At 64.3% G+C, this 26,424-nt stretch carries 23 protein-coding genes; 13 read left to right on the forward strand and 10 right to left on the reverse strand.

Annotated features, from left to right (window positions below; translation table 11 throughout):
• The first annotated feature begins 26 nt into the window (after positions 1 to 26).
• From ACB037_RS00075 to ACB037_RS00095, 5 genes are all read left to right on the forward strand, one after another.
• On the forward strand, positions 27 to 1,451 hold the full coding sequence (locus ACB037_RS00075; protein ID WP_371174729.1) for an NAD(P)/FAD-dependent oxidoreductase: 1,425 nt from the start codon (positions 27 to 29) through the stop codon (positions 1,449 to 1,451).
• A 47-nt stretch (positions 1,452 to 1,498) separates the two neighbouring features.
• Positions 1,499 to 2,059, forward strand: a complete 561-nt coding sequence (locus ACB037_RS00080) for a hypothetical protein (protein ID WP_371174730.1) — start codon at positions 1,499 to 1,501, stop codon at positions 2,057 to 2,059.
• 106 nt (positions 2,060 to 2,165) lie between these two features.
• Complete coding sequence (locus tag ACB037_RS00085) at positions 2,166 to 3,428, forward strand: hypothetical protein (RefSeq protein WP_371174930.1); 1,263 nt, start codon at positions 2,166 to 2,168, stop codon at positions 3,426 to 3,428.
• Positions 3,429 to 3,497: 69 nt separating this feature from the next.
• Positions 3,498 to 5,204 (forward strand): 6-pyruvoyl-tetrahydropterin synthase-related protein, encoded by a 1,707-nt coding sequence (locus ACB037_RS00090; protein ID WP_371174731.1) that lies wholly within the window; start codon positions 3,498 to 3,500, stop codon positions 5,202 to 5,204.
• A 52-nt stretch (positions 5,205 to 5,256) separates the two neighbouring features.
• A complete protein-coding gene (locus ACB037_RS00095) occupies positions 5,257 to 6,453 on the forward strand; it encodes a Bcr/CflA family multidrug efflux MFS transporter (protein WP_371174732.1) in 1,197 nt (398 codons plus the stop codon).
• A 59-nt stretch (positions 6,454 to 6,512) separates the two neighbouring features.
• Here ACB037_RS00095 and ACB037_RS00100 read toward each other — a convergent pair whose 3' ends face one another.
• The 3 genes from ACB037_RS00100 to ACB037_RS00110 all read right to left on the reverse strand — a co-directional run bounded on the left by ACB037_RS00100 (position 6,513) and on the right by ACB037_RS00110 (position 9,146).
• Complete coding sequence (locus ACB037_RS00100; RefSeq protein ID WP_119197739.1) at positions 6,513 to 7,079, reverse strand: pyridoxamine 5'-phosphate oxidase family protein; 567 nt, start codon at positions 7,077 to 7,079, stop codon at positions 6,513 to 6,515.
• Between the two features lie 33 nt (positions 7,080 to 7,112).
• Positions 7,113 to 8,537 carry a sodium:proton antiporter NhaD gene (gene nhaD / locus ACB037_RS00105; RefSeq protein ID WP_371174733.1) on the reverse strand — a complete coding sequence of 475 codons (1,425 nt, stop codon included), beginning with the start codon at positions 8,535 to 8,537 and terminating at the stop codon, positions 7,113 to 7,115.
• Between the two features lie 135 nt (positions 8,538 to 8,672).
• Positions 8,673 to 9,146 (reverse strand): DUF4357 domain-containing protein, encoded by a 474-nt coding sequence (locus tag ACB037_RS00110; protein WP_371174734.1) that lies wholly within the window; start codon positions 9,144 to 9,146, stop codon positions 8,673 to 8,675.
• Positions 9,147 to 9,298: 152 nt separating this feature from the next.
• On the opposite strand from ACB037_RS00110, the gene ACB037_RS00115 reads away from it, so the two are divergent.
• The 4 genes from ACB037_RS00115 (at position 9,299) to ACB037_RS00130 (ending at position 14,748) form a co-directional block, all read left to right on the forward strand.
• Complete coding sequence (locus ACB037_RS00115) at positions 9,299 to 9,979, forward strand: ABC transporter ATP-binding protein (protein WP_103243313.1); 681 nt, start codon at positions 9,299 to 9,301, stop codon at positions 9,977 to 9,979.
• Positions 9,980 to 10,000: 21 nt separating this feature from the next.
• The gene (locus ACB037_RS00120; RefSeq protein WP_371174735.1) at positions 10,001 to 12,436 is read left to right on the forward strand and encodes an FtsX-like permease family protein; all 2,436 of its coding nucleotides are present in this window, start codon (positions 10,001 to 10,003) and stop codon (positions 12,434 to 12,436) included.
• A gap of 185 nt (positions 12,437 to 12,621) precedes the next feature.
• Entirely contained in the window at positions 12,622 to 13,662 is a 1,041-nt protein-coding gene (locus ACB037_RS00125) for a lipocalin-like domain-containing protein (protein ID WP_371174736.1), read from the forward strand.
• 243 nt (positions 13,663 to 13,905) lie between these two features.
• Positions 13,906 to 14,748, forward strand: a complete 843-nt coding sequence (locus ACB037_RS00130; RefSeq protein ID WP_201900891.1) for an HNH endonuclease — start codon at positions 13,906 to 13,908, stop codon at positions 14,746 to 14,748.
• 206 nt (positions 14,749 to 14,954) lie between these two features.
• Here ACB037_RS00130 and ACB037_RS00135 read toward each other — a convergent pair whose 3' ends face one another.
• From ACB037_RS00135 to ACB037_RS00160, 6 genes are all read right to left on the reverse strand, one after another.
• Positions 14,955 to 15,512, reverse strand: a complete 558-nt coding sequence (locus ACB037_RS00135; RefSeq protein WP_371174737.1) for a hypothetical protein — start codon at positions 15,510 to 15,512, stop codon at positions 14,955 to 14,957.
• Between the two features lie 134 nt (positions 15,513 to 15,646).
• Positions 15,647 to 18,454, reverse strand: coding sequence for an FAD-binding and (Fe-S)-binding domain-containing protein (locus tag ACB037_RS00140; RefSeq protein ID WP_371174738.1), 2,808 nt, complete (start codon positions 18,452 to 18,454; stop codon positions 15,647 to 15,649).
• Positions 18,454 to 19,098 (reverse strand): lactate utilization protein C, encoded by a 645-nt coding sequence (locus ACB037_RS00145; RefSeq protein WP_371174739.1) that lies wholly within the window; start codon positions 19,096 to 19,098, stop codon positions 18,454 to 18,456. The genes ACB037_RS00140 and ACB037_RS00145 overlap by 1 nt, the downstream gene beginning before the upstream one ends.
• A gap of 1 nt (position 19,099) precedes the next feature.
• The gene (locus ACB037_RS00150) at positions 19,100 to 20,536 is read right to left on the reverse strand and encodes a LutB/LldF family L-lactate oxidation iron-sulfur protein (protein WP_371174740.1); all 1,437 of its coding nucleotides are present in this window, start codon (positions 20,534 to 20,536) and stop codon (positions 19,100 to 19,102) included.
• On the reverse strand, positions 20,529 to 21,350 hold the full coding sequence (locus tag ACB037_RS00155) for a (Fe-S)-binding protein (protein WP_322146525.1): 822 nt from the start codon (positions 21,348 to 21,350) through the stop codon (positions 20,529 to 20,531). Before ACB037_RS00155 ends, ACB037_RS00150 begins: the two co-directional genes overlap by 8 nt.
• 12 nt (positions 21,351 to 21,362) lie before the next feature.
• The gene (locus tag ACB037_RS00160; protein ID WP_319910548.1) at positions 21,363 to 23,060 is read right to left on the reverse strand and encodes an L-lactate permease; all 1,698 of its coding nucleotides are present in this window, start codon (positions 23,058 to 23,060) and stop codon (positions 21,363 to 21,365) included.
• Between the two features lie 61 nt (positions 23,061 to 23,121).
• On the opposite strand from ACB037_RS00160, the gene ACB037_RS00165 reads away from it, so the two are divergent.
• A complete protein-coding gene (locus tag ACB037_RS00165; protein WP_201934894.1) occupies positions 23,122 to 24,099 on the forward strand; it encodes a LysR family transcriptional regulator in 978 nt (325 codons plus the stop codon).
• A 15-nt stretch (positions 24,100 to 24,114) separates the two neighbouring features.
• On the opposite strand, the gene ACB037_RS00170 is transcribed toward ACB037_RS00165, so the two are convergent.
• Positions 24,115 to 24,909: an alpha/beta fold hydrolase gene (locus ACB037_RS00170; protein WP_010674369.1), complete on the reverse strand. Its 795-nt coding sequence runs from the start codon at positions 24,907 to 24,909 to the stop codon at positions 24,115 to 24,117.
• Positions 24,910 to 25,015: 106 nt separating this feature from the next.
• On the opposite strand from ACB037_RS00170, the gene ACB037_RS00175 reads away from it, so the two are divergent.
• From ACB037_RS00175 to ACB037_RS00185, 3 genes are read left to right on the forward strand one after another with little or no spacing between them, the layout of a single operon-like run.
• Positions 25,016 to 25,387, forward strand: a complete 372-nt coding sequence (locus ACB037_RS00175) for an MmcQ/YjbR family DNA-binding protein (protein WP_371174741.1) — start codon at positions 25,016 to 25,018, stop codon at positions 25,385 to 25,387.
• Positions 25,388 to 25,390: 3 nt separating this feature from the next.
• A complete protein-coding gene (locus ACB037_RS00180; RefSeq protein ID WP_336583352.1) occupies positions 25,391 to 25,870 on the forward strand; it encodes a GNAT family N-acetyltransferase in 480 nt (159 codons plus the stop codon).
• Between the two features lie 60 nt (positions 25,871 to 25,930).
• Positions 25,931 to 26,266: a DUF3802 family protein gene (locus tag ACB037_RS00185; RefSeq protein WP_041215402.1), complete on the forward strand. Its 336-nt coding sequence runs from the start codon at positions 25,931 to 25,933 to the stop codon at positions 26,264 to 26,266.
• Positions 26,267 to 26,424 lie beyond the last annotated feature (158 nt).

The raw sequence follows: 26,424 nt of genomic DNA on the forward strand, positions 1-26,424 counted from the left end.
AGCTATCACGCCGTTTCGGAACACTCATGAACGACAACAACAAGAAGCACATTGCGGTGCTGGGCGCCGGCCCCGCCGGTCTGATGGCCGCCTGGCGCCTGCGCCAGGCCGGTTTTGCGGTCACCCTGTTCGAACAGGAGCCGGTCGTGGGCGGCATGTGCGCCACCCAGACCTTCAAGGGGCGCGACGGCGAGTATCGCTTCGACTACGGCGGCCACCGCTTCATCACCAAGAACCCCGAGCTGCTCGCCTTTATCGACGAGCTGATGGGGGACGACCTGCTCCACGCCGAGCGAAAGAGCGTGATCCGCTTTGGCGGGCGTACCTATGACTACCCCTTGAACCTGCCGAACCTCCTCAAGACGGCGCCGCTGGCCCTGATGGCCGGGGCGGTGAAGGATCTGCTGCTGTTGCCCTTTGCCAAGAAACCCACCGATTTTGCCAAGGCGAGTTTTGCCGAGTGGATCCAGAGCCACTTCGGCCGTACCCTCTACCGCCAGTTCTTCGAGGGCTACACCGGCAAGTTGTGGGGCATCAACCCGGACCAGCTCTCCGCCGACTGGGCCGGCCAGCGCATCAGCCTGATCGATCTCAAAGACGTGGCACGCCGCCTGCTGCCAAGGCGCAACGGCAGCATGTCGGTGCGCACCTATGCCCGCAAATACCGCTATCCCAAATATGGCTTCGGCCAGATTTTCACCACCCTGGGGGAGCGGTTGGTGGCCGAAGGGGTTGAGCTGAAAACCGGCGCCACCATCACCCGTCTCGAGCAGGCTGATGGCCGCATTGAACGGGTGTATTGGTCACAAGATAATGTGGAGCAGAGCGAGCGCTTTGATCAGGTGATCTCCACCCTGCCGCTGCCGCTCACCTGCCAGCATCTGGGCTTGCCGTGTGATCTGCACTACCGGTCGCTTCGCTTCGTCAATATGCCCCTCAAACAGGAGAACCTGTCGGACAACACCTGGCAGTACCTCTCCGACCCCCATATTCTGGCGACCCGTCTGCAGGAGCCGCGCCGGCGCAGCCCCTTTATGGCGCCCCAAGGCCAGACCTCGGTGATGCTGGAGATCCCCTGCAATCCGGGGGATGCCACCTGGCAGGCACCGCTCTCTGATCTGCGCGGCCGGGTCACCGCCGATCTCGACAGCCTCGGCGTCGATACCCAGAAGCTCGGCGATGAGACATTCGAAGCGCGCAGTGAATACGCCTATCCGCTGATGGATCTGGGTTATCAGGCCCGCCGCAACGAAGCCATCAAGGCGCTGATGCCGATAGGCAACCTCATCATGACCGGCCGTCAGGGGACATTCCGCTACATCTTCACCGACACCGCCATGGAGATGGGGATGATGGCCGCAGACATGGTGATCGACGGGGTGGACAGACGTCACGCCATCTTCAATCATCGCAACGAAAATACCGTCATTGAAACCCAGAGCGTGGCCTGAGTGCCGCGCCATGGGCATAACCTCTTGGCATAAGTAAGGAGAACAGGATGACCATCCGCCCGGGTTTACTCGCCCTCACCCTGCTGCTGACCCTGAGCGGGCAGGCGCAGGCTTACTCCTACGCCGCCGCCGGCAAGGAGCCGCTGATCGATGCCCGCGAGGCACTGCTGGGCGCAGCCACTGACGGCAAGGATGCCAGCGCCACCTTGAGCGAGATTGCCGAGGAGCTGACCTATCTGGAACAGCACCACCAGGTCGAGCTGCAGGCACCGCTCGCGGCCGCCATCAAGGCCAAAGACGCCGCAGCCACCGCCGCCCTGCTCAACCGGGCCTACAAGGCGGAGATCGAGCGCCGCCTCGAGGGGGCCAGCCAGAACCTTGGCGACTACCAGACCGCCAAGGTTCTGGTGGTCAAGAGCAAGCGCTTCTTGGATTTGATCCTCCCCTCCCTCAGTGAAGGAGATCGCAAGGCCGCCGAACAGGCGCTGGCCAAGGTGCTCGATGCCATCGGCAACCCTGGGGTGTTCGGGGTGGGAGCCAAGCCCGCCGACGCCGCTGCCTTTAGCGATGCCGAAAAAGCGCTGATGGCCGTGCTGGCACCGCTTTGATGACCTCTCATCGATGATGACGCCCCCCCTCATCCCCACCCCTTCTCCCGCAAGGGGAGAAGGGGGGCGTCACCACGGCCGATTACGCTTCGCCAATCGACTCTACTTGCTTGCCCTGCTGCAACTGGCCTGGCTTGGCTGGCTGCTGACCTTCCCCGTGGCGCTCGATTCCGACGATGCCCTCAACTTTGCCCACGGGGTGGTGCGCTTCAGCGTGCTGGAGTTCTCCCCCCACTTTCCGGGCTACCCCGCCTTTATCTGGCTGGCGCGGCTGATCAATCTGGCGGTGGACGAACCGGCCCGCGCGGTGCAGTGGGCCAGCCTCTTGGGGAGCAGCTTGCTGGCGCCGCTCGCCGCCTTCCTCGCGGCCAGATTGTGGCAACGGCCAAGCCTGCTGGCGCCTGTCTGGCTGCTGGTGCTGGCCCTGCCGCTCACCCCGACGCTCGCTCTTTCCAGCCTCTCAGACGGGCCGGCGCTGGCCGCCTGGCTGGGCGCGCTCCTGGCTTTGCAACAGCGCAAGATAGCGCTGGCGGGTCTGCTGCTGGGCCTCATGCTGGCGCTGCGTCCCTCCTACTTCGTGTTGGCCCTGCTGCCCCTTTGGCTGGGGATGGCGCAGCAGGGCACGCGCGTCAGGTTTGTGCTCCCCATCGCGCTGGTGGGGCTAGCTTGCCTGCTGTTTGTCTGGCAGGCCGATGGCTGGGCCTATTTTGGCGAGGGGCGCCGCTTTACCGACGGCCACTTCACCCTCTGGGGCAACACGGCGGCGGCCCACGGGGATCGACTGCTGAGCTGGGCGAATACCTTCAACGAGCAGCTCACCCCGCTCTGGCCCCTCTTGATGGGGGCCTTGCTGGTACTGCCACTCTGGCTACGGTCAAAGGATCACAATCCAGCCCCCTCCGTGCTCTGGCCCCTCTACTGGCTCGTCCTGCTGCTGTGGACCCTGTTTGGCCAGAACCCGGACAATCCCCGCCATCTCGCGCCCATCACCCTGCTTGGCCTCGTGCTGCTGGCAGGCTGGCTGCCGCGCCGGGGCGAGCTGCCAGCCATGCTGGGAGCCCTGTTGCTGCTGCTCTGCACCCTCACCCCACCGGTGGCACCAGCCATGACCCGGGCCGCCAGACTGGCCGAACAAACGTGCCCGGCGCTGGTAACCCAGTGGGGAGTGAGGCTGCTTAGGGAAACCACAACCCTGCCCGTCACCGACGGCTGGTACCGGGGGGATGCCGCCCTTGCGCTCACCCAGGGGGCCTGCCGCCTCAGCCGCCGCCCCCTGGGGGCAGAGGCGCCACCAGGCCCTTATGACACCCTCTGGTTTTCCCCCCGCTTTCACGCCGAACCCGGCCTCTGGCTCGCCCTGCCCCGCTGAACCGGGCGCTTGCGAGGGCATCGCACGACTCGTCTACACTCACAGCCGGGTCTGTCAGGAACCAGTGCAATGGAAAGAAACACGAGCGGAACCGGGGAGGGGATCCGGGTCGCGCTGGCCCTGTTGCTGGCCTGCGCCCTGCTGATGCTGCCGCTCTGGTGGCAGGGGGGCAGCCAGGGACACGATCTGTTTCATCACCTGCTCTCCGGCCACTACTTTGCCCGCCAGCTCTGGCAGGGGGAACTCTATCCCCGCTGGCTGATGGCCATGAACGGCGGCTTCGGCAGCCCCACCTTCTTCTTCTATCCCCCGCTCCCCTACTACGTCAGCGCCCTCTTTGCCGGGCCCGGTGCCCACCCCCAGCAAGCCATCTACCCTTTGCTTGGCAGCGCCACCCTGGCCCTGCTGCTCTCCGGGGTGTTTGCCTATCTGTGGCTGCGTGCCACCACGCCCCCTGGCCGGGCCCTGGCCGCCAGCCTGCTCTATCTGGCGCTGCCCTATCATGTCGCCATGGATCTCTATGCCCGCTTCGCCCTGGCGGAGTTCTGGGCCTTCGCCTGGGCTCCCCTTATCCTGCTGGGGCAGGATCTCGCCCACCGCGGACGACCTCAGGGGTTGCCCCTGCTGATCCTGGGGCTGGCGCTGCTGGCCTTCTCCCACCTCCCCAGCCTCTTGCTCATGATGGGGCTGGTCACCTTGCGCGCCTTCTGGTTCGCCAGACGCACCCGCACTCTGACGCCCTGCTGGCAAGCCCTCGGCGCCCAGGGGGTGGGGCTTTGCATGGCAGCCGCCCTGCTGCTGCCCGCCCTGGCGGATCAGGGGGCCATCTCCATGGAGCTGATGCGCGGCGGCATGTTCGACTACAGGCGCAACTTTCTCGACCGCCTGCCCAGCGCCTGGGAGGACTGGCGTTTTCGCGGTCACCTGGCGTGGCAGAGCATGCTGACCCTGGTCCTGCTGCTCATCGCCTGGGCCGCCGCCCGGGAGCCGCGCCACCCCGAGCTGCTGTGCTGGGGGGCGATCGGCGTCGTCGCCTTCCTGATGATGCTGCCCCCGAGCCAGCCTCTCTGGAGCCTGCTTCCCCCCTTGCAGCGGGTGCAGTTTCCCTGGCGGCTCAACCTGGTGCTCGCCCTTGCCACGGTCGCCGTGGTGGCGCTCGGCACCCAGCCCCATCGTCTCTGGCAGGGGCTCTGGTGGGGAGTATTTCTGCTGACCCTCCTCTCCACCCTGGCCTATGTGCGTCACGCCCCCCTCACCCAGGCCCCCGAACGGGAAGCCATGGCATTCGAGTTCGACAGCAAGCGCAGTGCCCGGGAATACAGGCCAAGGCAGGTGCCGGGGGGCATGTTCGCCCCGACCCTGCTCGCCTGGAAGGAGGAGTTCCAGCCGCCCGTCAGCGCCGAACCGCCAGGCGCGAGCTGGACCCTGACCCGCTGGCAACCCCGCGCCCTGGCGCTGGAGATCAAGGCCCGGGTGCCGACCCGGCTGGTCCTGCACCAATACCATTACCCCGGCTGGGAGGCCCGCCTCGACGGGCACCTGACGCTGACGGTGAGCGCCAATCGCCAGGGGTTGATGCAACTCTGGGTTCCGGCGGGCCACCACAGCCTCACCCTGACCCTGGCGGCACGCTGGCCGGAGCGCACCGGCAATGCCCTCTCCCTGCTCGGATGGCTTGCCTGGCTCTGGCTGCTCTGGCTGCTCTGGCTGCTCTGGCGCCACACCAGACAAAAGGGCATCGGGCAGGATGCACCTGATCGCGCCCGCCAAAACTGATAGACTCAACACCTGCCTCTTAACCCGGCCCAGCCCACGACTCGGATACCCTATGCCCCAAGCCAGCTCCCTCTCCCCCCGTTTCCTCTTCATCCTGCTCGGCGCCCTGGCGGGCCTGACTCCGCTCGCGGTGGACATGTATCTGCCCGCCATTCCCGCCATCGCCCGGGATCTGGCTACCAGCATCGACGGCGCCCAGCTCACCATCAGCGCCTTCCTGGGGGGCTTTGCCATCGGCCAGCTCTTTTACGGGCCGCTCGCCGACAGCTTCGGCAGAAAGCCGGTGATCCTGGCTGGCCTGACGATGTTTGCCGTGGCCTCCGTGGGCTGCGCCATGGCGGACTCCCTGCCTGAGCTCCTCGCCTGGCGCATGTTGCAGGCCGCAGGGGGCGCCGCGGGTTCCGTGGTGGTCAACGCCCTGCTGCGCGACCTGTTCGAGAAGGATGCGTTTTCCCGCGCCATGTCCTTCGTCATCCTGGTGATGACCCTCGCCCCCCTGATGGCCCCCGTGGTGGGGGGGTATATCAGCGCTCACAGCGACTGGCGGGTCATCTTCTGGCTGCTGGTGGCCATCAGCCTGCTCATCTGCCTGGTGATGCAGTGGAAGATTGAGGAAACCCTCAAACCCGAGCACAAGCAGCCCCTGCGACTCGGGCAGGTGCTTCGCAACTACTGGGGGGTGCTCTCCCACCGTGGTGCCATGGGCTATGTGCTGTGCGGCGCCCTGTCGAGCTCCGGCATGTTCGCCTTCCTGAGCGCCTCCCCCTATGTCTACATCGAGTATTTCAAGGTGCCGACCGAGCACTATGGCTGGCTCTTTGGTCTCAACATCCTGCTGATGATGGTGGTCACCTTCGCCAACAGCCGGCTGGTGAAAGGGGTGGGTGCCGAACGCATGCTGCGATACGGCCTGACCGTGCTGCCGCTCGCCGGGGCCCTGCTCATCTACAACGCCTGGAGCCAGACTGGCGGCCTGTGGGGCATCGTCATCCCTGTCGTGCTCTTCGTCGGCCACATCAGCCTGGTGGGGGCCAACGCCATGACCGGCCTGATGGGCCACTTCCCCCAGTCCGCAGGCACCGCCTCGGCGCTGGCGGGCACCCTGCGCTTTGGCCTTGGGGCCCTGGTGGGGGTGCTGGTCAACCTCAATCCCCCCGAATCGCCGCTCCCCATGGCCATCGCCATCGCCGGTTGCGGCCTGGGGTCGGCCCTCAGTTACTGGCTGCTGAGCGGCAAGCGCGTCCCCTGATGCCCTGCAATGAAAAAGCCCTGTCCATGGACAGGGCTTTTTGCATCGGGGCGCAGGCCTCAGTCATCGGCCTGCAACCCGCTGCGCGCCAGGATCTCGCTCTCCAGCCCATCCAGGCTTAGCTGGTTCTTCTTGCGCCAGTAGGCCTCAATCCCCTCCCGGCCCTGCCGCTCGGACCAGTTGGCAAGATCCTCCCTGTCCCCCTGGTACTCATACAGAGGCACCGACATGCCGCACGACGTCTGGACCCGTTCAATGTCCAGCAGGAAGATCTGACGAGCCGCCACGCTTGGGGGGAACAGCGCCAGCAACGACGGCCACTGCGGATCAGTGCGGTGCAGCACCCGTGCCTGGCCATAGGCTCGCAGGATAAGCGGCGCCCCCTCGAAGGCGCAAAACATCACCGTCATGCGCGGCTGTTGCAGCACCTGGGCCGCGGACTCGTTGCCGCTGCCGGTCAGGTTGAGCCAGACCAGGGTGTGGGCATCGAGGACGCGCAGCGAATCCCCGCCCTTGGGGGAGAGATTGACCGATCCCTTCGCGGCCGCCGTGCCGACGAAGAAGATCTTCTGCCCCTCGATAAAGGTGACATGGCGCGGCAAAAGCGCCTCGAACAGTTGTCCCATCCTGCCTCTCCCTGGTGCCTGGAACCGGGTTGCCTAAAACAGGGCGCTGTTGAGCCACAGGTGCGCCCCTATGCCGACCATATAGCCAAGCAAAATGGCAGGCAACCACTTGAGGTGCCCGACGAAGGTATACATGCCCCTGGCCTGCCCCATCAGGGCCACCCCGGCGGCGGAGCCGACGGAGAGCAGACTGCCCCCCACCCCGGTGGTCAATGTCACCAGCAGCCACTGCCCCGTGCTCATCTGCGGCTCCATGGAGAGCACGGCGAACATCACCGGAATGTTGTCGATCAGGGCGGAGAGCAGGCCGATGGCGACGTTGGCCAGGGTCGGATCGCCACCGTCATAGAGGAAATGGGAGGCAAGCGCCAGATACCCCATAAACCCGAGGCCGCCGACGCACATCACCACCCCGTAGAAGAAGAGCAGGGTGTCCCACTCCGCCTTGGCAATCTTGTTGAACACATCGAACGGCACCACCGAGCCCAGACGCAGCAGCCTGGCCTCGTCCCCGGTGCGCTCATACAGCGCCCGTGCCCGGGCCAGGGTGACGGGCTGGGTCTTTCGCAGATAGAAACTGAAAAATTGCAGGTAGCCCAGCCCCATCATCATGCCGAGCACGGGGGGCAGCCCCAGGAAGTGATGGCAGGCGACGGCGGTCACTATGGTGAGCACAAAGAGCAGCACGATGACAACAGCGCCGCGCCTTGGCACCACCATCTCGCCCGGCATGGCGGGCACCAGACGGGGCACCATCAGGCTCATCAGGGTGGCCGGCACCAAGAAGTTGAGCAGGGCGGGGATGAAGAGCAGCAAGAACTGCTGGAACGGCACCTTGCCCGCCTGCCACACCATCAGGGTGGTGATGTCGCCAAAGGGGCTGAAGGCGCCGCCCGCATTGGCTGCCACGACGATGTTGATGCAGGCCAGGTTGATGAAGCGGCGCTCCCCGTTGGCCACGTTGAGCACCACTGAGCACATCAGCAGCGCCGTGGTGAGGTTGTCCACCACGGGGGAGATGAAAAAGGCGAGAAAACCGGTGAGCCAGAAGAGCGTACGCAGGCTGAATCCCGCCTGCACCAGGCGTACCCGCAGCACGGCGAACAGCAGCCTGTCTTCCATGGCGTTCACATAGGTAATGGCCACCAGCAAGAAGAGCATCAGCTCGGCATACTCCAGCAGGTTGTGGCGAAAACCGGCCTGAACCAGCTCGCTGTGCCCCTGCCCCGTATAGACCAGGCCGATGGCTATCCAGATGATGCCGGCGGCCACCAGCACCGGCTTGGACTTTCGCAGCTTCAGGTACTCCTCGGCCATCACCAGGGCATAAGCCAGGGCGAAGGTGGCGAGGGCGAAGAGCCCGACCCCGCTGTGGGTCAGATCGAGGGGGACGTTGCCCGCAGCGGCGGGGGCACTGAGCAGGGCCGCCCCGGGCACGAGGCGAAGGAGTCCAGACATGGCGGCATCTCCTGGCAGGCGTCTGGCATTGAGGCTAGCAGCGCAAAGGGAAGCCGCCCTCCTTGTCATCCTGATGAGCGGCTCGCCGCGGGCTCTCAGGCAAACATGAGCGAGGCCCGTTGCCGGGCCCCGTCATCAGGAGGTCTTCTTGCCAAAACCCGATTGCTTGAGGGTGTAGCCTGCGCTGTTTTGCCAGGCATCCAGCCCGCTTCGGTTGTTGCCCGCCACCAGGCTCGCGGCCAGGCTCGGGCTGTTGAAGAGCTGATCGGTGGCAAAGATGAAGCCCCCTTCGGGGTGGGGAACGAGCACCCCCTTGCCCAGCAGCTCCTGGCGCAGCTCGATCACCGCCTCGCGCAGGGAGGCCGCATCCTCGCCGTTGGCGGTGGAGCCCGCCTGGACCATGAAACCGGGGTTTTGCCGCTTGCCCACCGGATAACCATGGGCCTCTGCCCCCTTGCCGTTGAAGTGGTAGAGCTCGCGCTCCCCCGGCTTGTTGTCGGAGAGGGCCTTTTGCAGGGTCATCAGCTCGTTGTAGATATCGATGGGGACCACGGCAGCCTGCTTGACGCCCTTGCTGTCGACGATAAAACTGACTTGCTTGTGTAACATCCTTGCTCATCCTGTGACCCATGGAAGGCCCTATTCTAACCACCTCAGGCGAGCGGGATCCAGCGAGGATCCCCATCCCTTTTGCAGGCGCGATCACTAACTGGCATAGTGACGGACATTGTGAAAGCCATTGACCATCAAACGGTTATCCCATGCTTAGCCTGCGCAACCTCAGTAAACGCTTCGCCAACGGCGGCGAGACGCTCCCCCTGTTCGAGGGGCTGGATCTCGCCCTCACCCCGGGGGAAACCTGCCTGCTGCTGGGGCAAAGCGGCTGTGGCAAGTCCACCCTGCTCAACCTCATCGCCGGTCTCATCGCCCCGGACGAGGGGGAGATCTGGCTGGAAGAGACCCGCCTCGACACCCTGCCGACAGACGAGCGGGCCCGCCTGCGTGGCCGCCATTTCGGCATCGTCTATCAGGATTTCAACCTGCTGCCGACCCTGACCGTGGCCGAGAACCTCGCCCTGCCCCTTCAGATAAACAACCTGCCCCAGAACGATGGGCGCCTCGATGCCCTGCTCGCGCGCCTTGGCATGAGCCACAAACGCCACGCCTGGCCGGAACAGCTCTCCGGCGGCCAGCGCCAGCGGGTGGCGCTGGCCCGCGCCCTCATTCATCAGCCCCGTTGGCTGCTCGCCGACGAACCCACCGGGAGCCTTGATGAACACAACGCCGAGCAGGTGATGGCCCTGATGATGAGCGCGGTGCGCGATACCGGCGCCGGTCTCTTGCTGGTGAGCCACAACCCGGGCTATGGCGACCTGGCGGATCGGGTGCTGCGCCTTGAAGGGGGGCAGCTGGTCGAGCTCAAGGGGCGCCGCCATGGCTGACTTCTGCCGGGGGGCCTGCTGATGTTGCCGCTCAAGGCGCTGCTGCGCCTCTATCGCGCTCACCCCTGGTTGCTCTTGATGAGCCTGGCCGGGCTCACCCTCGGGGTCACCCTGGTGGTGGCCATCGAGCTCTTGAACCACAGCGCCCGCACCAACTTCGTCGCCGCCCGCAGCCAGCTCGCCGGGGAGGCCAACTACCGCCTGGCCCCCCAGGGTGGCCTGGATGAGCAAGTCTACGTGAGGCTGGTGCGAAGCCAGCCGAACCTTGACGCCATGCCAGAGCTTCACGCCTGGCTCAAGGACGAACAGGGGCGCAGCTTCCAGTTGCTGGGGATGGATCTCTTCAACCCCGGCCCCCTGCGCCGCCTCTTTGGCGATGCGCCAGACAGCCAACCCGATGTCTCGTTGAATCGCGCCGACAGCGTCTGGCTGGCCGCCCCCGAGGCCAAGCGCCTTGGCTGGCAAACGGGCCAGAGCCGGCGCTTCGTGCTGGGTGGCGGTGAAGGGGCGTCGCCCCGCCCGCTGACCCTCACCCTGGCAGGCACCTTCGAGCCCGGCGCCGTGCCCATGGAGCGGCTGCTGGTGACCGATATCGGTCTCGCCCAGCCGCTGCTGGGCAAGGAAGGGCGGCTCGATCGCATCGTCTTCAAGCTCAGCGAGCAAGAGGCCACGGCCTTGCAGGCGGCCCTGCAGGCTGCGCAGGGAGCCGGGCTCGCCGCTCATCCCCTGTGGCTTGAGCCCATCAGCCCGGCGCTCGATGCCAGCCAGCTCGGCGATGCGCTGGCCCTGAACCTCACTGCCCTCTCCCTGCTCGCCATGGCCGTGGGATTGTTTTTGGTGTTCAACGCCCAGCGCTTCGTGCAGAGCGTGCGCCGCCCCCAGCTGGCCCAGCTCATCATCCTCGGCATGCCGCCGCGCCGGGTGCTGCGCTGGCTGACCCTGGAGATCCTGATCCTCGCCAGCATCGGCACCCTGCTCGGGCTGCTGCTGGGGAGCCTGCTGGCCCTCGCCCTGATGGGGCAGCTCACCCAGGCGCTGGCCGACCTTTATGGCCCCAACCCCATCGACCTGCTGCGCCTCTCCCCCACCAGCCTTGGCAAGGCGCTGGTGATTGGCCTTTTGGGGATGCTTGCCGCCAACCTGCCTGGCTGGTGGCAACTGCTGCGCCAATCCCCCCTTGCGCTGCGAGAGGGCAACAGCCGCCCGCCGGCTCATCCCTGGCAACGTCGGGGGCTCGCCATCGCCATTCTGCTGCTGTGCGCCCTGTGTCTGTGGCAGCCCTACACTGGCCTTGGCGGCGCCCTCTTCGTGGCCGGGGGCTGGCTGCTCGCCATGGCCCTCCTGCTGCCCGATGCCCTTCGCTCCTTGCTGGGGCGGCTGCGTGCACGCGGCCCCCTCACCGCCCGGCTCGGGGTGGCAGAAACCCTCTATCACCTGGATCGCACCGCCATCGCGGTGATGGCGCTGCAACTGGCCATCGCCGCAGCCATCGGCATCGGGGTCATGGTGTCGAGCTTTCGCTCGAGCGTGGAGATCTGGCTCGGCCAGCGCCTGGCCGCCGATCTCTACGTCACCGCTCCCAAGGGGGTGGCCGGCAGCAGGGGCGCCCTCGGCGAGCAGACCCTCAACACCATCCTCGCCTCGCCAGATGTGCGCACCGCCTCGCGCCGCGCCGTGCTCCCCGCCCGCTGGCAGGGGCAGCCCATCGAATGGGCGCAGATGGACTTTATCCCCGAGCTCAAAGCCGCCTATCCGTTGCTGGTCGGGCGCTGGCCCGCCACCCCCGACGAGGTGCTGGCGAGCGAACCGCTGACGGTGCGCCTCGGGGTCAGGGTGGGCCAGCGCCTCGAGGTAACCAGCGAAGGGGGGCCGAGGGCTTTCACCGTCACCGGCGTCTATCAGGATTACGGCAGTGACAAGGGGCAGATACTGCACGCCTTCGAAGGGAGCAAGGTGCAATCCCTTGCCCTCTTCAGCCCGGATCCCGAGCACCTTGGCGACAGGCTCAGGAGCCAGTTTGGCGAGCAGGTGAACCTGTTGCCCGCCCCCGCCATCCACGCCGCCGCCCTCAGGGTGTTCGATCAGACCTTCGTGGTGACCGAACTATTGAAGTTGCTCATTCTGGGGATCGCCTTCGTCGGCATAGGCTCGGCCTTTATGGTGCTGGGGCTGGCTCGGCGCGGCGAGTTGCAGACCCTGCAAAGCCTTGGCCTGAGCCCCCGCCACTGCCGCCGGCTGCTGGTGTGGCAAGGGGCGGGATTGGGACTGCTCACCGCATTGTTGGCCCTGCCGGTGGGCTATGGCCTTGCCTGGGTGCTGATTGAGGTGGTCAACCCCCGCGCCTTTGGCTGGCGGCTGGCCTTCGAGGCCGCCCCCCTGCACGCCGTCACGGCGCTTCTGCTGGCGCCGGTGTGCGGGGCGCTGGCCTCCTGGTACGCCGCAAGGAGAGTGGTATGACATATCGGTTGGCGCTCTGGCTCAGCCATGGCTTGACGTCCCCATTGACCAGATCTCTGTCACCGCACTTGATTCAGCGCAGAGAAGCGCACAGAGCTGCCGCGAACCATCCCCTCTCCCTTCGGGAGAGGGCCAGGGTGAGGGGAATCTTGTCCTCTTTACGGTCCCTGTGGCTTGCAGCCCGCTTGATCCCGCTTGTTGCCATAAGCGGCCACGCGCAGGCCAGCGATCTGGGGACCATCCTGGGTGGCGGCAACGATCACTTCAAAAAGGCCCTGCCGGGTCAGTCCATCCGCCTACCCGCGGATCACGCTGCCCACCCCGACTACCGCTCCGAGTGGTGGTATCTCACTGGCAACCTCAAAGACGAGCAAGGGCGCGGCTACGGCATGCAGTGGACCCTGTTTCGCCAAGGCATCGAGCAGGAGATAACATCCGACAACCCCTGGCTCACCCCCCAGCTCTGGCTGGCCCAGTTCGCCATCACGGATGTGAGCAAAGGCAGCCACCAGCAGGACGAGCGCACCAGCCGCCAGGGACCAGGGCTCGCCGGTGCCAGCGGCGGTGAGTATTGGCTCAAAGAGTGGGTCTTGGCCTCTCAAGGAGAAGCGCTCTTTCCCGCCACCCTCAAAGTGCAGAGCAAGGCGGGGGATCTTGATGTGAAGGTGAGCGCCGCCAAGCCCGCGGTGCTGCAAGGCAAACAGGGTTACAGCGAGAAGAGCCCGGGCAACGCCTCCTTCTACTACACCTACCCGCGCCTGACCATCAGCGGCACCTTGACCCTGGATGGGGAGACCCGCCACGTCAGCGGTGAGGGGTGGTTTGATCACGAGTGGAGCAGCTCGGTATTGGCCGAGTGGCAATCGGGCTGGGACTGGTTTTCGCTCCAGTTTGACGATGGCCGCGAGCTGATGCTGTTTCGCCTGCGCACCAAGGCAGGACGCTCTGAACCGGAGAACCGCTACGGCATCCTGATTGAACGGGACGGCAGCAGCCGGGTGCTGAACCCTGCGCAGATCCGCCTCACCCCCGGCAAGACCTGGCGCGGCCCCAAGGGGCAAGCCTACCCTATCGAGTGGCAGCTGAAAGCCGGCGATATAAGGCTCACCATTGAGGCGCGCCAGCCCAATCAGGCCATGACGGGACGCTTTGACTACTGGGAGGGGGCGGTATCCGTCTCGGGGGATGCCAAGGGCGTCGGCTATCTGGAGATGACGGGGTATTGAAACCTTGAAATCTGTTTCGCTTCAAGAAATTATCCATTCCCCACATCCTGAGTTGCATTTTAACTCAGTAGAGATGACAGGTTATGATAAAACCTCCATCTGCTCCTTGTTAACTTATCAACCTTTTGTAAAAGAACCCAATGCACACTTTCTATTATATTTTGCCAAAATAAAGTTCTGTATCACATTCCAATGTTAACTTTTTACGTATTATGATTTATTCAACAGCAAGTTGAGGACAAAATGAAAGTTGAGGATTTAAAACCCAAAGAACGCCTGCGTGTTATGGACCTAGTTTCTGAGGCGGGTATTGACGTAAGTGATTGGGCAAATTTCAAAGGTGGTGAGGGAAAGGCTGCATCTAACCCAAAGTATTGCTATGAATGGTCTTACGAGAACACGAATAAAAGTATAATCGTGTTAAACCTTTGGTATGAAGACATTAAATTTTTAAATGGCAGCATTGTCCAGAATTTGAACATGCGAAAGGTCTCCCAAAATGTCACAACTTCGCCACAATCAAGGCGAGCGATAAAAATGGATTTTTCCCTCCAAAAAGCAGCGCGTCTAAATTGGCCACTAAGGGTAATCATCTGTGATGGAGTCCAACACGAGCAAACAACGGGCCGTGTGAAGTCTACTGCAGAAACGCGCCTTCTTGATTCTGAACTTTGGTACGTTCAGTCTTATGATTCTGACAGCGGCGATTGCCTCCTTATTCGCAGTCAACCCGAGCCAAAATATGTTGACCAGTTCCAGCATTTGGAGTTACCTGAAGGTGAAGGGAAAAGAAAGGAAGTCACTGGAATGATCTTTCAACGGGACCCCAAAATCAGGAATTATGTGTTGACCAGGGCCAAGGGACTGTGTGAATGGTGTGGTGCCAAAGGCTTCGAGACACGGTCAGGCTCTATTTATCTGGAAACCCACCATATACAGCCACTCTCAGAGGGCGGAAGCGATGCAATCACTAATGTAATTGCACTCTGCCCGAGTCATCATCGTGAAGCTCACTTCGGTAACAAGGCTGATGACTTAAGAAATATTTTTTTAAAATGCATCATGAAAGCAAGTACTCAAATGTAATCAACTGATAGATTAACTATACCGTAGGCTCGATTTAGCCACGCCAATCGAGCCTATTATATAACCCTAAACCGATGTCCTATATTGAACCTCACCCAACTCGGTATAACTTATTATCAGCATCTTCCATTAAATAACTCACGCATCGACCATCTGGCTAGATACAGTCGTCAACAACGGTCAATTGAAGTGCTTCAGCATGTCTATTACAACCCTCTTTCGCTTTCTGCCTTGATGGCGCCCAGTATCCGGCGCCGGATCAGGCCGCTGACGGGGCGGATCAGATACCAGTAAGGTGCGAACCTGAGGCGGCAGATCAGATCCGGGCAGAACACCCTTGTCTGGGTGGTCAACCGGGTGGTACCGTTTGGCTGGCGGCTGGCCGAAAACCCCAGGGCCAGCTTGGCGACGCCTGGCGCCGCAAAGTCCAGATAAGCCTGACTGTCCGCCATGGTCACCAGACCAAAGTCCGGCCGCCAGAACCGGCCGACAAGGCCGTAGAGCAGCGTGTTGTCGTCATGGCTGTCGAGCTGCACGAATCTGTCCAAGCCAAAGGGAGGCGGGCTGGCGCTCTGTTGGCGACCGAGAAGATGCCCAAGGCGCATCGGCACTTCCCGCAAGCCGATCAGGTGGCGAAAGGCCGGATCCGCTTCCGGTCGATAGTTGGACGCCGCCTGGATGACGGTGCGCGGGTCGGCGGCAATGTCGCGAGCGTGCACTTCACAGAAGTGATAGGCAGGCAGATAGTGGTTTAGCGGCGTCATCAATCCTTCCTTGCCATCGTTCGTATCAGCATCGGCCCCTTTCATAGCACGTAGCACCAGACAAGTCCCGTTTTTAAGCCACCTTGTTCACCCCATTGAAAACGGCAGGATAGTTATCCTGCCGTTTTGTTTCCCTATCTCGCTACCTGATCCACCAGATAGAGGATGCTGTGATAGGGAATGCCAGCGTGCTGGCTAAGCCCCATTTCGCAGGTGCGGCTGTTGCTGAATCCCTGACGGCAATCCCTGGGCACCTGGGCGGGCAGGCTGGCAAGCGCCGCGGCGTTGAGCTCCGGGGTCATCAACCCCTTGTCACCGGCAAAGCCGCAGCACTGGATATGCTCAGGGACTATCACCTCGCGGGCACAGGCTCGGGCCAGCGCCAGCATCTTATCCCCCAGCCCCATGCGCCGGCTGCTGCAGGTGATATGGAGCATCACAGTCTCATCAAGGGGGGTCAGCTCAAGGTATGGCAGCAGGTGTTCCAGCACAAAGGTAGCGGGCTCGAACACCCGAAGGCCCTTGCCGAGCGCCCCCGAGGGCAGCCGCTGCACGCAGGGGCTGGTGTCGAGCAGCACGGGCCAGCGCCCCTGCTCGCTTGCCTGCCACAGGGCCTCGGCCAGCTCACTGCGCTTGGCTCCCGCTACCTCGCTCATCCCCTTGCTGTCATAGGGCATGCCGCAACAGAGCCCCTCAACTCTCGCCGGCACGATGACTCGGCAACCCGCCTTCTTGAGCAAGGATTGCACCACGTCCGGCAGTGAAGGGGCCTCCTCCTGCTGGCCGAACACCCGGCTGGCGCAGGAGGGCAGATAGACCACGGCGCGATCCTCTCCAATGTCCTCACTGGATCCGCTATGGCTCCCCTCCCCTTGCGGCCACCGGTAGCGGCTCGGCCCCGGCAGGGTGGGCAGCCAGGCGGGGGTGCGCTGGCCGCTCAGATGGCGAACCCCGTTCACCAGCCCAGCCAGCGCCTTGTCTCCCAGCACCTTGCCCGCAATGGCTTTTAGGCCCAACGCACTGCGGGCGGTGCGGGTAACACCAGCGAAGTGATCGGCGCTCCATCGGGCGATGGGCACGAAGCGCTGGTACTTTTCGCTGCGCAGCTTCTTGATCAGGCTGCCGGTGTTGATGCCCACCGGGCAGCGATCGGCGCACAGCCCGGTGGCGGCACAGGTCTCTATCCCCTGATAGTCAAACAGCCGGGCAAGATCCCCTGCCACTTCACCGCTGCGACCACGGCGTGACAACTCCCGATAGAGCACGATGCGCTGGCGCGGCGATAGTGACAGGGTGCGCGAGGGGCAGACCGCCTCGCAAAAGCCGCACTCGATGCACGGATCCACGATGGCATCGCTCGCCGGCATGGGCTTGAGGTGGGCCAGGTGGGCCTTGGGGTCGTCGTTGATGATGACGCCGGGATTGAGCAGGCCAGCTGGGTCCAGCAGCGCCTTGATGCGCCGCATCAGCGCCATCCCCTCCGGCCCCCATTCCAGCTCTACATAGGGGGCCATGTTGCGGCCGGTGCCGTGCTCGGCCTTGAGGGACCCGCCAAAGCGCACCGCGACCAGCTCGGCCACCGCATCCATAAAGGCGCCGTAGCGGGCCACCTGGGCCGGATCATCAAAGCCCTGGGTAAAGACGAAGTGCAGGTTCCCCTCCAGCGCGTGGCCGAAGATGATGGCTTCACCGTATTCGAAGCGATCGAACAGTTGCTGCAGCCCCGCCACCCCTTCGGCAAGGCGCTCGATGGGAAAGGCGACATCCTCGATGATGACGGTGGTGCCTGTGGTGCGCACCGCCCCCACCGCTGGGAAGAGCCCCTTGCGAATGGCCCAGAGACCGGCGCTGTCGCTGGTAAAAGGCACAGAGGCTACCTGAACGAACTCGGCCGCCATGGCCGTCACCTGCTCGCAGCGATCCACCAACTCTTCCTTCGATTCCCCATGCACCTCCACAAGCAGGGCGCAGGCGGCCAGATCCAGGGTCTTGATAAAGTCCGGCATGCCGGGCTTGCCCGCCACCGAGCGAAGGGATCGCCCATCCATCAGCTCCACCGCCGCCACTGGCGCGCTTTTCAGGCGCGAGGTGGCCAGACAGGCCTGCTCGGCGTCCCGAAACACCAGCAGGGCCGAGGCCTTGTGGGGGTATTCGGGCACGGTGTCGAGCACCACCTCGGCGATAAAGCCGAGGGTCCCCTCCGAGCCGATCATCAGGTGGGTGAGGATATCCACGGGATCTTCATGATCGAGCAGGGCGTTGATGGCGTAGCCGGTGGTGTTCTTGAGCCGGTACTTGTGGCGAATTTTGGCGGCAAGTTCAGTATTCGCCAGCACTTCGGCGCGCAGGGCGGCAAGCCCCGAGAGCAGCTCCGGGCGTTTGGCCGCAAAGGCGGCGCGGCTCTGGGGGTCGCCGCTCTCCAGCACGGTGCCATCGGCCAGCAGCAACGTCATGGCGTGCAGGGTGTGATAGCTGTTATGGGCGGTGCCGCAGCACATGCCGCTCGCGTTGTTGGCGGCGATGCCGCCGAGCTTGCAGGCATTGATGGAGGCGGGATCCGGTCCAATCTTGCGCCCCAGAGGCGCCAGATAACGGTTGGCATCGGCGCCGATCACCCCGGGTTGCAGGGCGATGCGCTCGCCCTCGTCCAGAATGCGGTGGCCGCGCCAGCTGTCGGTCAGGGTGATGAGCACCGAATCGCTCAGGGCCTGGCCCGAGAGGCTGGTGCCGGCGGCGCGAAAGGTGCACGGCAGGCCCAATTCGCGGCACACCCCCAGCACGAAGCGCACTTCATCCAAAGAGTCGAGGCGCACGATGCGCTCGGGCACCAGGCGGTAGAAGCTCGCGTCCGTGCCATGGGCCAATCGCAAGTCCGGGTCGCTCACCAGCCGCTCCGGCGGGATGCGCTCAAGCACGGCGGCGTCAAATTCATTCCAGCGCATCAGCAATCCTCCACCAGCACCACCAGCAGGCGGCTCGGGCCGTGGGCGCCGTAGGCCAGGGTCTGCTGGATGTCGGCGGTCTTGGAGGGGCCGGAGACCAGCAACAGATTGGTGGGCATGGCCTGCTGCCAACGCCCGGCCGCCACCAGCCCCGCCAGGTTGTCGGCGATGGTGGAGGCCGCCAGCAGGGCGATATGGCAGGGGGGCACAAGCGAAATAGTGCGCGGCTCGCCGCCATCCGGCAGCAACACCAGCGTCCCGGTATCGGCGATGGCGCCCGCGCAGTGGGTGATGCCCGCCTGACAGACGTCGAACAGATCGTCCTTCCAGCTCGCGAACTCGCCAGAGGGGGTCAACACAGATCGCCCGGCGCAAGCCGCCGCGACCTCCTCCTGCCAGCGGCCACCCTGGCCACAGGCCAGACTCGTCACGCCCTCTTCATCCAGCCAGGCGCTCAGATCCCGGGCAAGGGTTGCTTCCTTGACGGTCAGGATCTCGGCGTGGCTGGCGCTGATCCCGGCAACAAAGCGCTCGCGCCGTTCCTGTTCATCCTCCCCGCGCCAGGGCTGCCAGCCATGGGGGGCGTGGGCCATGGGGGTGGCGGCGCCGCGCAGGCGGCTTAATATGGCCTCTTTGCTCGACATCTCAGGACTCCTTCTTCTTCTGGCGCAGCAGGGCGTGCAGGCTCTGGGGGGCGGGTTGGGGGGCTTCGCGGCACTGGGTCCAGGGGCCCAGGTGTTTAGGCATCAGCCCCCGCAGGCGACCGGCCACCCCGGTCGCGGCGTGATAGAGGCGCGGGTGGGTGGCGGCAAAGGCAAAGCCCTGCATGGCAAGAGTCTCGAGCCGGCTCTTGGCCGCCCCCTGCCCCGCCAGCGGTTCGTGGCCCGGCATGGCGTCGTGTTTGGCCTCCCGGCGCAGGCGCTGCAACATGTCGGGTATAGGGATGCGCACTGGGCACACCTCGCCGCAGGCACCGCACAGGCTGGATGCGGTTACCAGATCCTGGGTGCTTTCCAGCCCCAGCAGGTGGGGGGAAATAATCTTTCCGATGGGACCCGGGTAGATGGTGCCGTAGGCGTGGCCGCCGATGCGGGTGTAGACCGGGCAGTGGTTCATGCAGGCGCCGCAGCGGATGCACTGCAAGGTCTTGCGCAGCTCCTCATCCCGGTAAGCCTGGCTGCGGCCGTTGTCCAGCAGCACCAGGTGCACCTCGTCCGGGCCGTCCAGCTCCCCTGCCCGGCGCGGGCCGCTGATGACGTTGAAGTAGGTGGTGATGGCCTGACCGGTGGCCGAGCGGGTCAGGGCGCTGTAAAGGGGCGGCACGTCGGAGAAGAACTCCACCACCTTTTCGATGCCGGTGATGGCCACGTGGACTTTCGGCACCGTGGTGCACATGCGCCCGTTACCCTCGTTCTCCACCAGACAGAGGCTGCCAGTCTCCGCCACCGCGAAGTTGACGCCGGAGAGCCCCATGCCGGCACGGCGAAACTCTTCGCGCAGGGCCCGCCGCCCGGTCTGGATCAGTTCGTCCACGTCCGTGGTGGGGGTGAAGCCTTCCAGGTTGCTTGCGAAGGTGTCGCTCACCTCCTGCTTGTTCTTGTGGATGGCGGGCATGATGATGTGTGACGGGGTGTCGCCGTCGAGCTGGACGATAAACTCCCCCATGTCGCTCTCAAGGCAGCGGATGCCGTGGCGCGCCATCTCGTGGTTGAACCCCACCTCCTCGCTCACCATGGACTTGCCTTTGACGATGCTGCTCACCCCGTGTTGCTGGGCGATGCGAAGGATGATGGCGTTGGCCTCGGCCGGCGTCTGGGCCCAGTGCACCTTTATGCCGTTGCGCTCGCAGTTGGCTTCGAGCTGCTCCAAAAGGTCCGGCAGGCGCGAGAGACAGCGCTGGCGAATTTGCTCCGCCGCATCGCGCACCGCCGCTTCTTCCTGCGGGTCGGCGAAGGCATCCCGGCGCTTGGCGCGCAGGTAATCCATGGCGCCGCGAAAATTCTGGCGCAGCACGGGGTCGGCCAGGGCCGCCTCGGCCTGAGGATGGAAGCGGCGCGGCGAATACTTGGCGTGATCAGACATGGGGCTGGGCCTCTTTGGCATGAGCCAAATCGCTAACAGCGGCGCCGTTATGAGCTATTTCGTCACTGTCGGGGCGGCTGTGGGCGAGCAGGAAGCTCGCCAGGTGGGTGGCAGGCAAGATCCTGCCCTGATAGGCCAGGGATCCCTTGATGTTCAAGAGGCACCCCCAGTCGGCGCTCACCAGGGTGTCGGCGCCGGTGGCCAGCAGGTGGCGGGTCTTGTCCTCCACCATGGCCTGGCTGATGTGGGGGTGGCGCACCGAGAAGGTGCCGCCAAAGCCGCAGCACTCGCTCTCGTAGGCCTGCTCGTGCAAGGTGACCCCATCGAGCTGCCCCAGCAGGCTGCGGGCCGTGGTGTGTACCTGCATCTCGCGCCGGGCCGAGCAGGAGGTGTGCATGACGATGCTCGCCTCCCCCACCCCGTGCCAGCGCACCCGGCAGATCCGGGCCAGAAACTCGGTGAGCTCGAACACCCGATCGCAAAAATCGGCCACCTCGGGGCTCTCGGGGAAGAGACGGCGGTAGTGGTGGTGCATCATGCCGCCGCAGGAGCCCGACAGCACCACCACCGGCCAGGGCTCGGGGAAGAGCGCCATCTGGCTTTGCGCCACCTTGCGCGCCTCCTCCTCGTGACCCGAGGTGTAGGCCGGCTGCCCGCAGCAGGTCTGTTTCTCGACAAAGTGCACCCTTATCCCTTCCCGCTCGATCAGGGCGATGGCATCGAGCCCCGCCACCGGGTCGAACAGGTCCACCAGACAGGTGGCGTAGAGATAGACATCGGCCGGCTTGGCCGGGTAGACCCGCATTACCTTCATCACTTGCTCTCCTTACTTGAGCTGCAGCAGTGCGTCCGAGATGTGGAAGCTGTACATGAGCGCCAGCCCGATAAGGCCGGTGACCAGCAGGTAGTAGAGGGTCGGCAGCGCGGTCTTGCGCAGCGTCGCCCCCTCACGACCGAGCAGCCCCACGGTGGCCGAGGCCGCCACCACGTTGTGAATGGCAATCATGTTGCCCGCGGCGGCGCCGACTGCCTGCAGGGCCAGCATGGCGGCGGTGGAGACCCCCAGGGTCTGGGCCACTTCAAACTGGAACTGGCTGAACATCATGTTCGATACCGTGTTGGAGCCGGCGATAAAGGCCCCCAGCGCGCCGATGGTGGCGCTGAGCGCCGGGAAGAACTCCCCCACCAGCCCGGCGGCAAAATTCGCGGTGGTCACCGGCATGCTGGCGAGATCCGCCCCGTTGACGCCGGAGTTGATGAAGATGCGGACCATGGGCACGGTAAAAATCAGCACGAAGCCGGCGCCGATCAGGGTGCGGCTGGACTCCCCCAATGCCCGACCGAAGGGGACGAGGGAGCGCGATTGCAGCCAGGTGGCGAGCAGGGCGCAAAGCACCAGCAGGCCCCCCGGCAGGTAGAGCGGCTCAATGGAGGCGCTGACCCCCTTCTCCCCCAAGAGGTCGGTGAAGGCGAGGCTCACCGACAGGAGGCTGGCCTTGAATGCCGGGCTCACCCGGCTCGCCACCAGCAGGAGCGCCAGCGCCACATAGGGGAGCCAGGCCAGCATGAGCGACATGGGGCGACCGGCGGCCTCTTTGAGATCGAGCTTCAAGGAGCCCAGCCACTCGGCGGGCCACTCGTTCTCGGGGGCGAAATCCCAGGAGTTCTTGGGCACCAGAAAACCGGCTCGCGCCGCCGTCACCACCAGGGCCAGCCCCACCAGGCCGCCGATGAGGGACGGGAACTCGGGGCCGAGCAGCATGCCGGTGAGGGCATAGGGGACGGTGAAGGCGAGCCCGGCGAAAATCGCGAAGGGCAGGATGGAGAGCCCCTCGGTCCAGCTGCGGTTGCGGCCAAAAAAGCGGGTCAGCATCATCACCATCAGCACCGGCATCAGGGTGCCGACGGTGGCGTGAATGAGGGCCACGTTGGTGGTCACCTGTTGCAGGTAGATGTCCCAGCTGCTGCCACCGGCGCTCAGGGTCTGGCCGATGGCCTGGTTATCCAGCCCCTTGTTGATGCCCACCAGGATGGGGGTGCCCACCGCGCCGAACGACACCGGGGTGGACTGGATCATCATGCCGAGCAGCACCGCGGCCAGCGCCGGAAAGCCGATGGCCACCAGCAGCGGCGCGGCGATGGCGGCCGGAGTGCCAAAGCCCGAGGCCCCTTCGATAAAGGCGCCGAAGCACCAGGCGATGATGATGGCCTGGATGCGCCTGTCCGGCGAGATGTTGGTAAAACCGCCGCGAATGGCGGTGATGGCACCGGTGTGTTTGAGGGTGTTGAGCATCAGGATGGCGCCGAACACGATCCAGAGCACGGTCACCGTGATCACCAGCCCCTGCAGGGTGGAGGCGAAGACCCGGGTCGGGCTCATCTGCCAGCCCCACAGGGCAATGAACACGGTCAACAGGAAGGCGACGGGCATGGCGCGCTTGGCGGGCCAGTTGAGGCCGACCAGCAGCACGGCGGCCACCAGGATCGGCGAGAAGGCCACCAGGGCCAGCAGGGTGTCTGTCATCATTGCGTCCTTGTCCAGAGGGGTGCAGAGGCGCACCTTGTTGTTGTTTTGTTAAGCGGACGTGACCTTACCCTGTTCCTTTTTCGCGATATATGGAAATAATGAACAACATTCGTTCCAAAAGTTGATCAATATGGCCAGTACCGACGACCTCATCCTCTTCGCCCAGGTGGTGGAGGCAGGCTCCTTCAGCAAGGTGGCTGAACAAAATTCCCTGACAAATTCAGTGGTTAGCAAGCGGATCGGGCGTCTTGAGGAGGAGCTCGGGGTCCAGCTCCTCTATCGCACCACCCGCCGGCTCACCCTGAGCGAGGCGGGCAAGGCGCTCTATCAAGGTGCCAAAAATGTGAAGGCCGCCGCACTGGACGCCTTCGACGCGGTGGCGGGATTTGGTGAAAAGGTGAGCGGTCATGTGCGGATGTCGGTACCCACCATCTCCGGCGAGCTCTTGCTCGCCGATGCGGTGGCCGATTTTTGCCAGCAGCACCCAGGGCTCACGGTGGAGATGTCGCTGGACAACCGCTTCGTCAACCTGGTGGAAGAGGGGTTCGATCTGGTCATTCGCACCGGCTATCTGGATGACTCGAGCCTGATTGCCCGCCACATTCTCGACTCCCAGTGGGTCATCTGCGCCGCCCCCGCCTATGTGCGCCGCTTCGGGGCGCCGCGGGTGCCGTCAGACTTGCTCACCCACAACTGCCTGCGCTACGCCTACCAGAGCACGGGGGCCTCGGAGTGGGCCTTCAAGGGGGAAGAGGGCAACTATCTGGTGTCGGTGTCGGGGAGCTTTTCAACCGACAACGCCGGAGCCCTGCGCAAGGCGGCGCTGGGGGGGCGCGGCATCGTCTATGTGCCGCGCTGTCTGGTCTATCACGACCTGATGCAGGGGGATCTGGTGGACTTGTTTCCCGACCGGGTGGGCAAGAAGCTCGGCATCTACGCCGTCTACCCCTTCACCCGCCAGCCGCCGCGCAAGATAAGGCTGCTCATAGAGCACATCCGCCAGCGCTATCTGGAGATTGGCCACTACTTCATCTGAGGCCCTTGTCGGGCTTCAAAGAGCGGACGACGCCGCCTGACGGGAGAGAAACGCCAGGGACTGGCGGTTGAAGTGATCCGGCTGCTCCACGTTGCAGACATGGCCGCACTTTTCGATGATTTCGAGGCGGCTGTAAGGGTCGCGGGCCACCTGCTCACGCACCGGGGCGAGGAACATGTGATCCTCCTCCCCCATCACGTAGAGGGTGGGAATGGGCAGGGCCCGCTCGCGAAAGTAGCGCATCAGGGGGTTCACCTCGGTGGCGAGACGGAACCAGCGCTTGAACTCCTTCTGGCACAGCTTTCTGGCCTCGCGCACGAAGAGGTTGCGGGACTCCTGATGGTGCTGGCGCGGCATGATGATGAAGGCGAACAGGCGGTAGAGCCACATGTAGGGCAGGAAGTGCTGGCCGAGGCGGCCAAGCTGCACCAGTACCCGGGAGCGGATGTCGAGACGCAGGATGGCACCGCCGAGCACCATGCTCTTGACCCGCTCGGGGCGAAGCTCCGCCAGGTGGCGGATGAGGATGGTGCCAAGGGAGATGCCGACAAAATGGGCGTGGGGGATGCGCAGGTGATCCAGCAGGCGCAGGATGTCCTCGGTCACGGCCCGAAAGCTGTAGTGCCCCTTTACCACCTGCTGCAGCTGGTTGGACTGGCCGTGACCGCGAAGGTCCAGCAGCAGCACGTTGAAGTGCTCCCGGTAGGCCCGCAACTGCTTGAACCAGATGGAGGAGCTGCCGCCCGCACCGTGCACGAACACCACCCAATCCCGATCGGGACCCAGTTCAAAGGTCTTGTGGTACAACATCTCATGGGCTCCCGGGGTGATGGGGGGTATACTCGGCGCGCATATTAACAGAAGGCTCACCCCGGTGAACATGCTTCCACCATGATCGGACCAGCCTGGAGTCCCCATGACCCTCGTTCAATTGTGTGAATTTTTGCTCAGCCAGCCCGGCGCCACCGAGGACACCCCCTTCGGCCCGGAGATCCTGGTCTACCGCATCGCCGGCAAGATGTTTGCCCTGGTGGACTGGCAGGCGGAGCCCCTCTCCATCAACCTGAAGTGCGAACCCGAGCTCGCCCTGCTGCTGCGGGAGATCCACCCCGAGGTGAAACCGGGCTGGCACATGAACAAGCAGCACTGGAACACGGTGACCCTGAGTGAAGGCCTGTCTGACGATCTCTGGCAGGGCTGGATAGTCCACTCCTATGAGCGGGTGGTGGCGGGTCTGCCCAGGGCGAAGCGGCCCCAGGCCCCCCGCGCGACCATCAGGGAGGGTTGACCCATGCCGCCTCTTTCTTCTTCCCGCATCGTCCCCCTCGAGGAGGCACACATACCAAGGCTGCTGGATCTGTTCGAGCAGTCGGTACGCCGCCTGGGGCCTGCACACTACAGCCCGGAGCAGGTGGAGCAGTGGGCCAGGGGGGCCCATCACCCGGGGCTTGCCAGCCAGTTGCGCGAGCACCATGGCTGGGTCATCGAGCAAGACGATGTGCCCCTTGGCTTTGCCACCCTGAGCGATGACGGTCATCTCAGCCTGCTCTACGTGAGCGCGGATCATCCGCGCCAGGGGCTCGGCACCCTGCTGCTGGAGCGGGTGCTGGCAGCCGCCAGCCAGATGGGGCTTGGCAGCCTCACCACGGAGGCGAGCGCCTTCAGCCTTGCTCTCTTCCTGCGTCACGGCTTCCTGCTGACCGGATTGGAGACAGTGGAGCGCGGCGGTGTCCAATTTATCCGCCATCGGCTCCACTGCCGCTTGCCATGACGGGTTCAGCCACTAAAATACGCACCATTTCCCCAAGGCAATGAAGAAAGGGCAGCCATCATGGTGGTAGAGAGCGACGGTTACATTGCGCTGATCGAGTATCTGGTAGAGAGTCTGGGTCTGTTCGAGAGCCAGCAGCAGGGCGGCGGCGCCCAGACCATCGAGGATCTGGTGAGCAGCCGGGTGGCCGACAACCTGATGGCCATCTGCGAGCAGAACCCCCAGCTCGACCCCAAGGTGCGCTTCCTGATCATGCAGGAGGCCGATGCCGTGGTCGCCGACCTGGAAGAGGTGCTCTCCGCCGTCTGGTTGTCCGCCCCCAGCGAAGCCCAGCAAGCCTTCCTCATCGAGTTCATCGACCTCATCAAGAACCTGTTCGACAGCACCATCGGCTGATCCCATCCCTGCCGTGACGGCAAGGGGACGAGATGCAATGAGGCGAGGAGTGAGGCGGGACGCCCAATGAAAAGGGCCGCCTCATCGGGCAGCCCTGCTTGCTAGCATTGTCAATTCATCGCGCTTGTCAGAGTAATGAATTTCGGGGCAAAAAAATG

This window comes from Aeromonas sp. S19(2024) (genome assembly GCF_041402625.1).
Classification (GTDB): Bacteria; Pseudomonadota; Gammaproteobacteria; order Enterobacterales; family Aeromonadaceae; genus Aeromonas; species Aeromonas caviae.

Bases quoted from the DNA above. Each gene is read 5' to 3' on its own strand.
- ACB037_RS00155 (WP_322146525.1), bottom strand. From the start codon at position 21,350: ATGAAGGTAATGCGGGTCTACCCGGCCAAGCCGGCCGATGTCTATCTC.
- ACB037_RS00080 (WP_371174730.1), top strand. From the start codon at position 1,499: ATGACCATCCGCCCGGGTTTACTCGCCCTCACCCTGCTGCTGACCCTG.
- ACB037_RS00100 (WP_119197739.1), bottom strand. From the start codon at position 7,079: ATGGGACAACTGTTCGAGGCGCTTTTGCCGCGCCATGTCACCTTTATC.
- ACB037_RS00110 (WP_371174734.1), bottom strand. From the start codon at position 9,146: ATGTTACACAAGCAAGTCAGTTTTATCGTCGACAGCAAGGGCGTCAAG.
- nhaD (WP_371174733.1), bottom strand. From the start codon at position 8,537: ATGTCTGGACTCCTTCGCCTCGTGCCCGGGGCGGCCCTGCTCAGTGCC.
- ACB037_RS00075 (WP_371174729.1), top strand. From the start codon at position 27: ATGAACGACAACAACAAGAAGCACATTGCGGTGCTGGGCGCCGGCCCC.
- ACB037_RS00135 (WP_371174737.1), bottom strand. From the start codon at position 15,512: ATGACGCCGCTAAACCACTATCTGCCTGCCTATCACTTCTGTGAAGTG.
- ACB037_RS00185 (WP_041215402.1), top strand. From the start codon at position 25,931: ATGGTGGTAGAGAGCGACGGTTACATTGCGCTGATCGAGTATCTGGTA.
- ACB037_RS00175 (WP_371174741.1), top strand. From the start codon at position 25,016: ATGACCCTCGTTCAATTGTGTGAATTTTTGCTCAGCCAGCCCGGCGCC.
- ACB037_RS00150 (WP_371174740.1), bottom strand. From the start codon at position 20,536: ATGTCTGATCACGCCAAGTATTCGCCGCGCCGCTTCCATCCTCAGGCC.
- ACB037_RS00160 (WP_319910548.1), bottom strand. From the start codon at position 23,060: ATGACAGACACCCTGCTGGCCCTGGTGGCCTTCTCGCCGATCCTGGTG.
- ACB037_RS00115 (WP_103243313.1), top strand. From the start codon at position 9,299: ATGCTTAGCCTGCGCAACCTCAGTAAACGCTTCGCCAACGGCGGCGAG.
- ACB037_RS00120 (WP_371174735.1), top strand. From the start codon at position 10,001: ATGTTGCCGCTCAAGGCGCTGCTGCGCCTCTATCGCGCTCACCCCTGG.
- ACB037_RS00095 (WP_371174732.1), top strand. From the start codon at position 5,257: ATGCCCCAAGCCAGCTCCCTCTCCCCCCGTTTCCTCTTCATCCTGCTC.
- ACB037_RS00145 (WP_371174739.1), bottom strand. From the start codon at position 19,098: ATGTCGAGCAAAGAGGCCATATTAAGCCGCCTGCGCGGCGCCGCCACC.
- ACB037_RS00180 (WP_336583352.1), top strand. From the start codon at position 25,391: ATGCCGCCTCTTTCTTCTTCCCGCATCGTCCCCCTCGAGGAGGCACAC.
- ACB037_RS00170 (WP_010674369.1), bottom strand. From the start codon at position 24,909: ATGTTGTACCACAAGACCTTTGAACTGGGTCCCGATCGGGATTGGGTG.
- ACB037_RS00140 (WP_371174738.1), bottom strand. From the start codon at position 18,454: ATGCGCTGGAATGAATTTGACGCCGCCGTGCTTGAGCGCATCCCGCCG.
- ACB037_RS00130 (WP_201900891.1), top strand. From the start codon at position 13,906: ATGAAAGTTGAGGATTTAAAACCCAAAGAACGCCTGCGTGTTATGGAC.
- ACB037_RS00090 (WP_371174731.1), top strand. From the start codon at position 3,498: ATGGAAAGAAACACGAGCGGAACCGGGGAGGGGATCCGGGTCGCGCTG.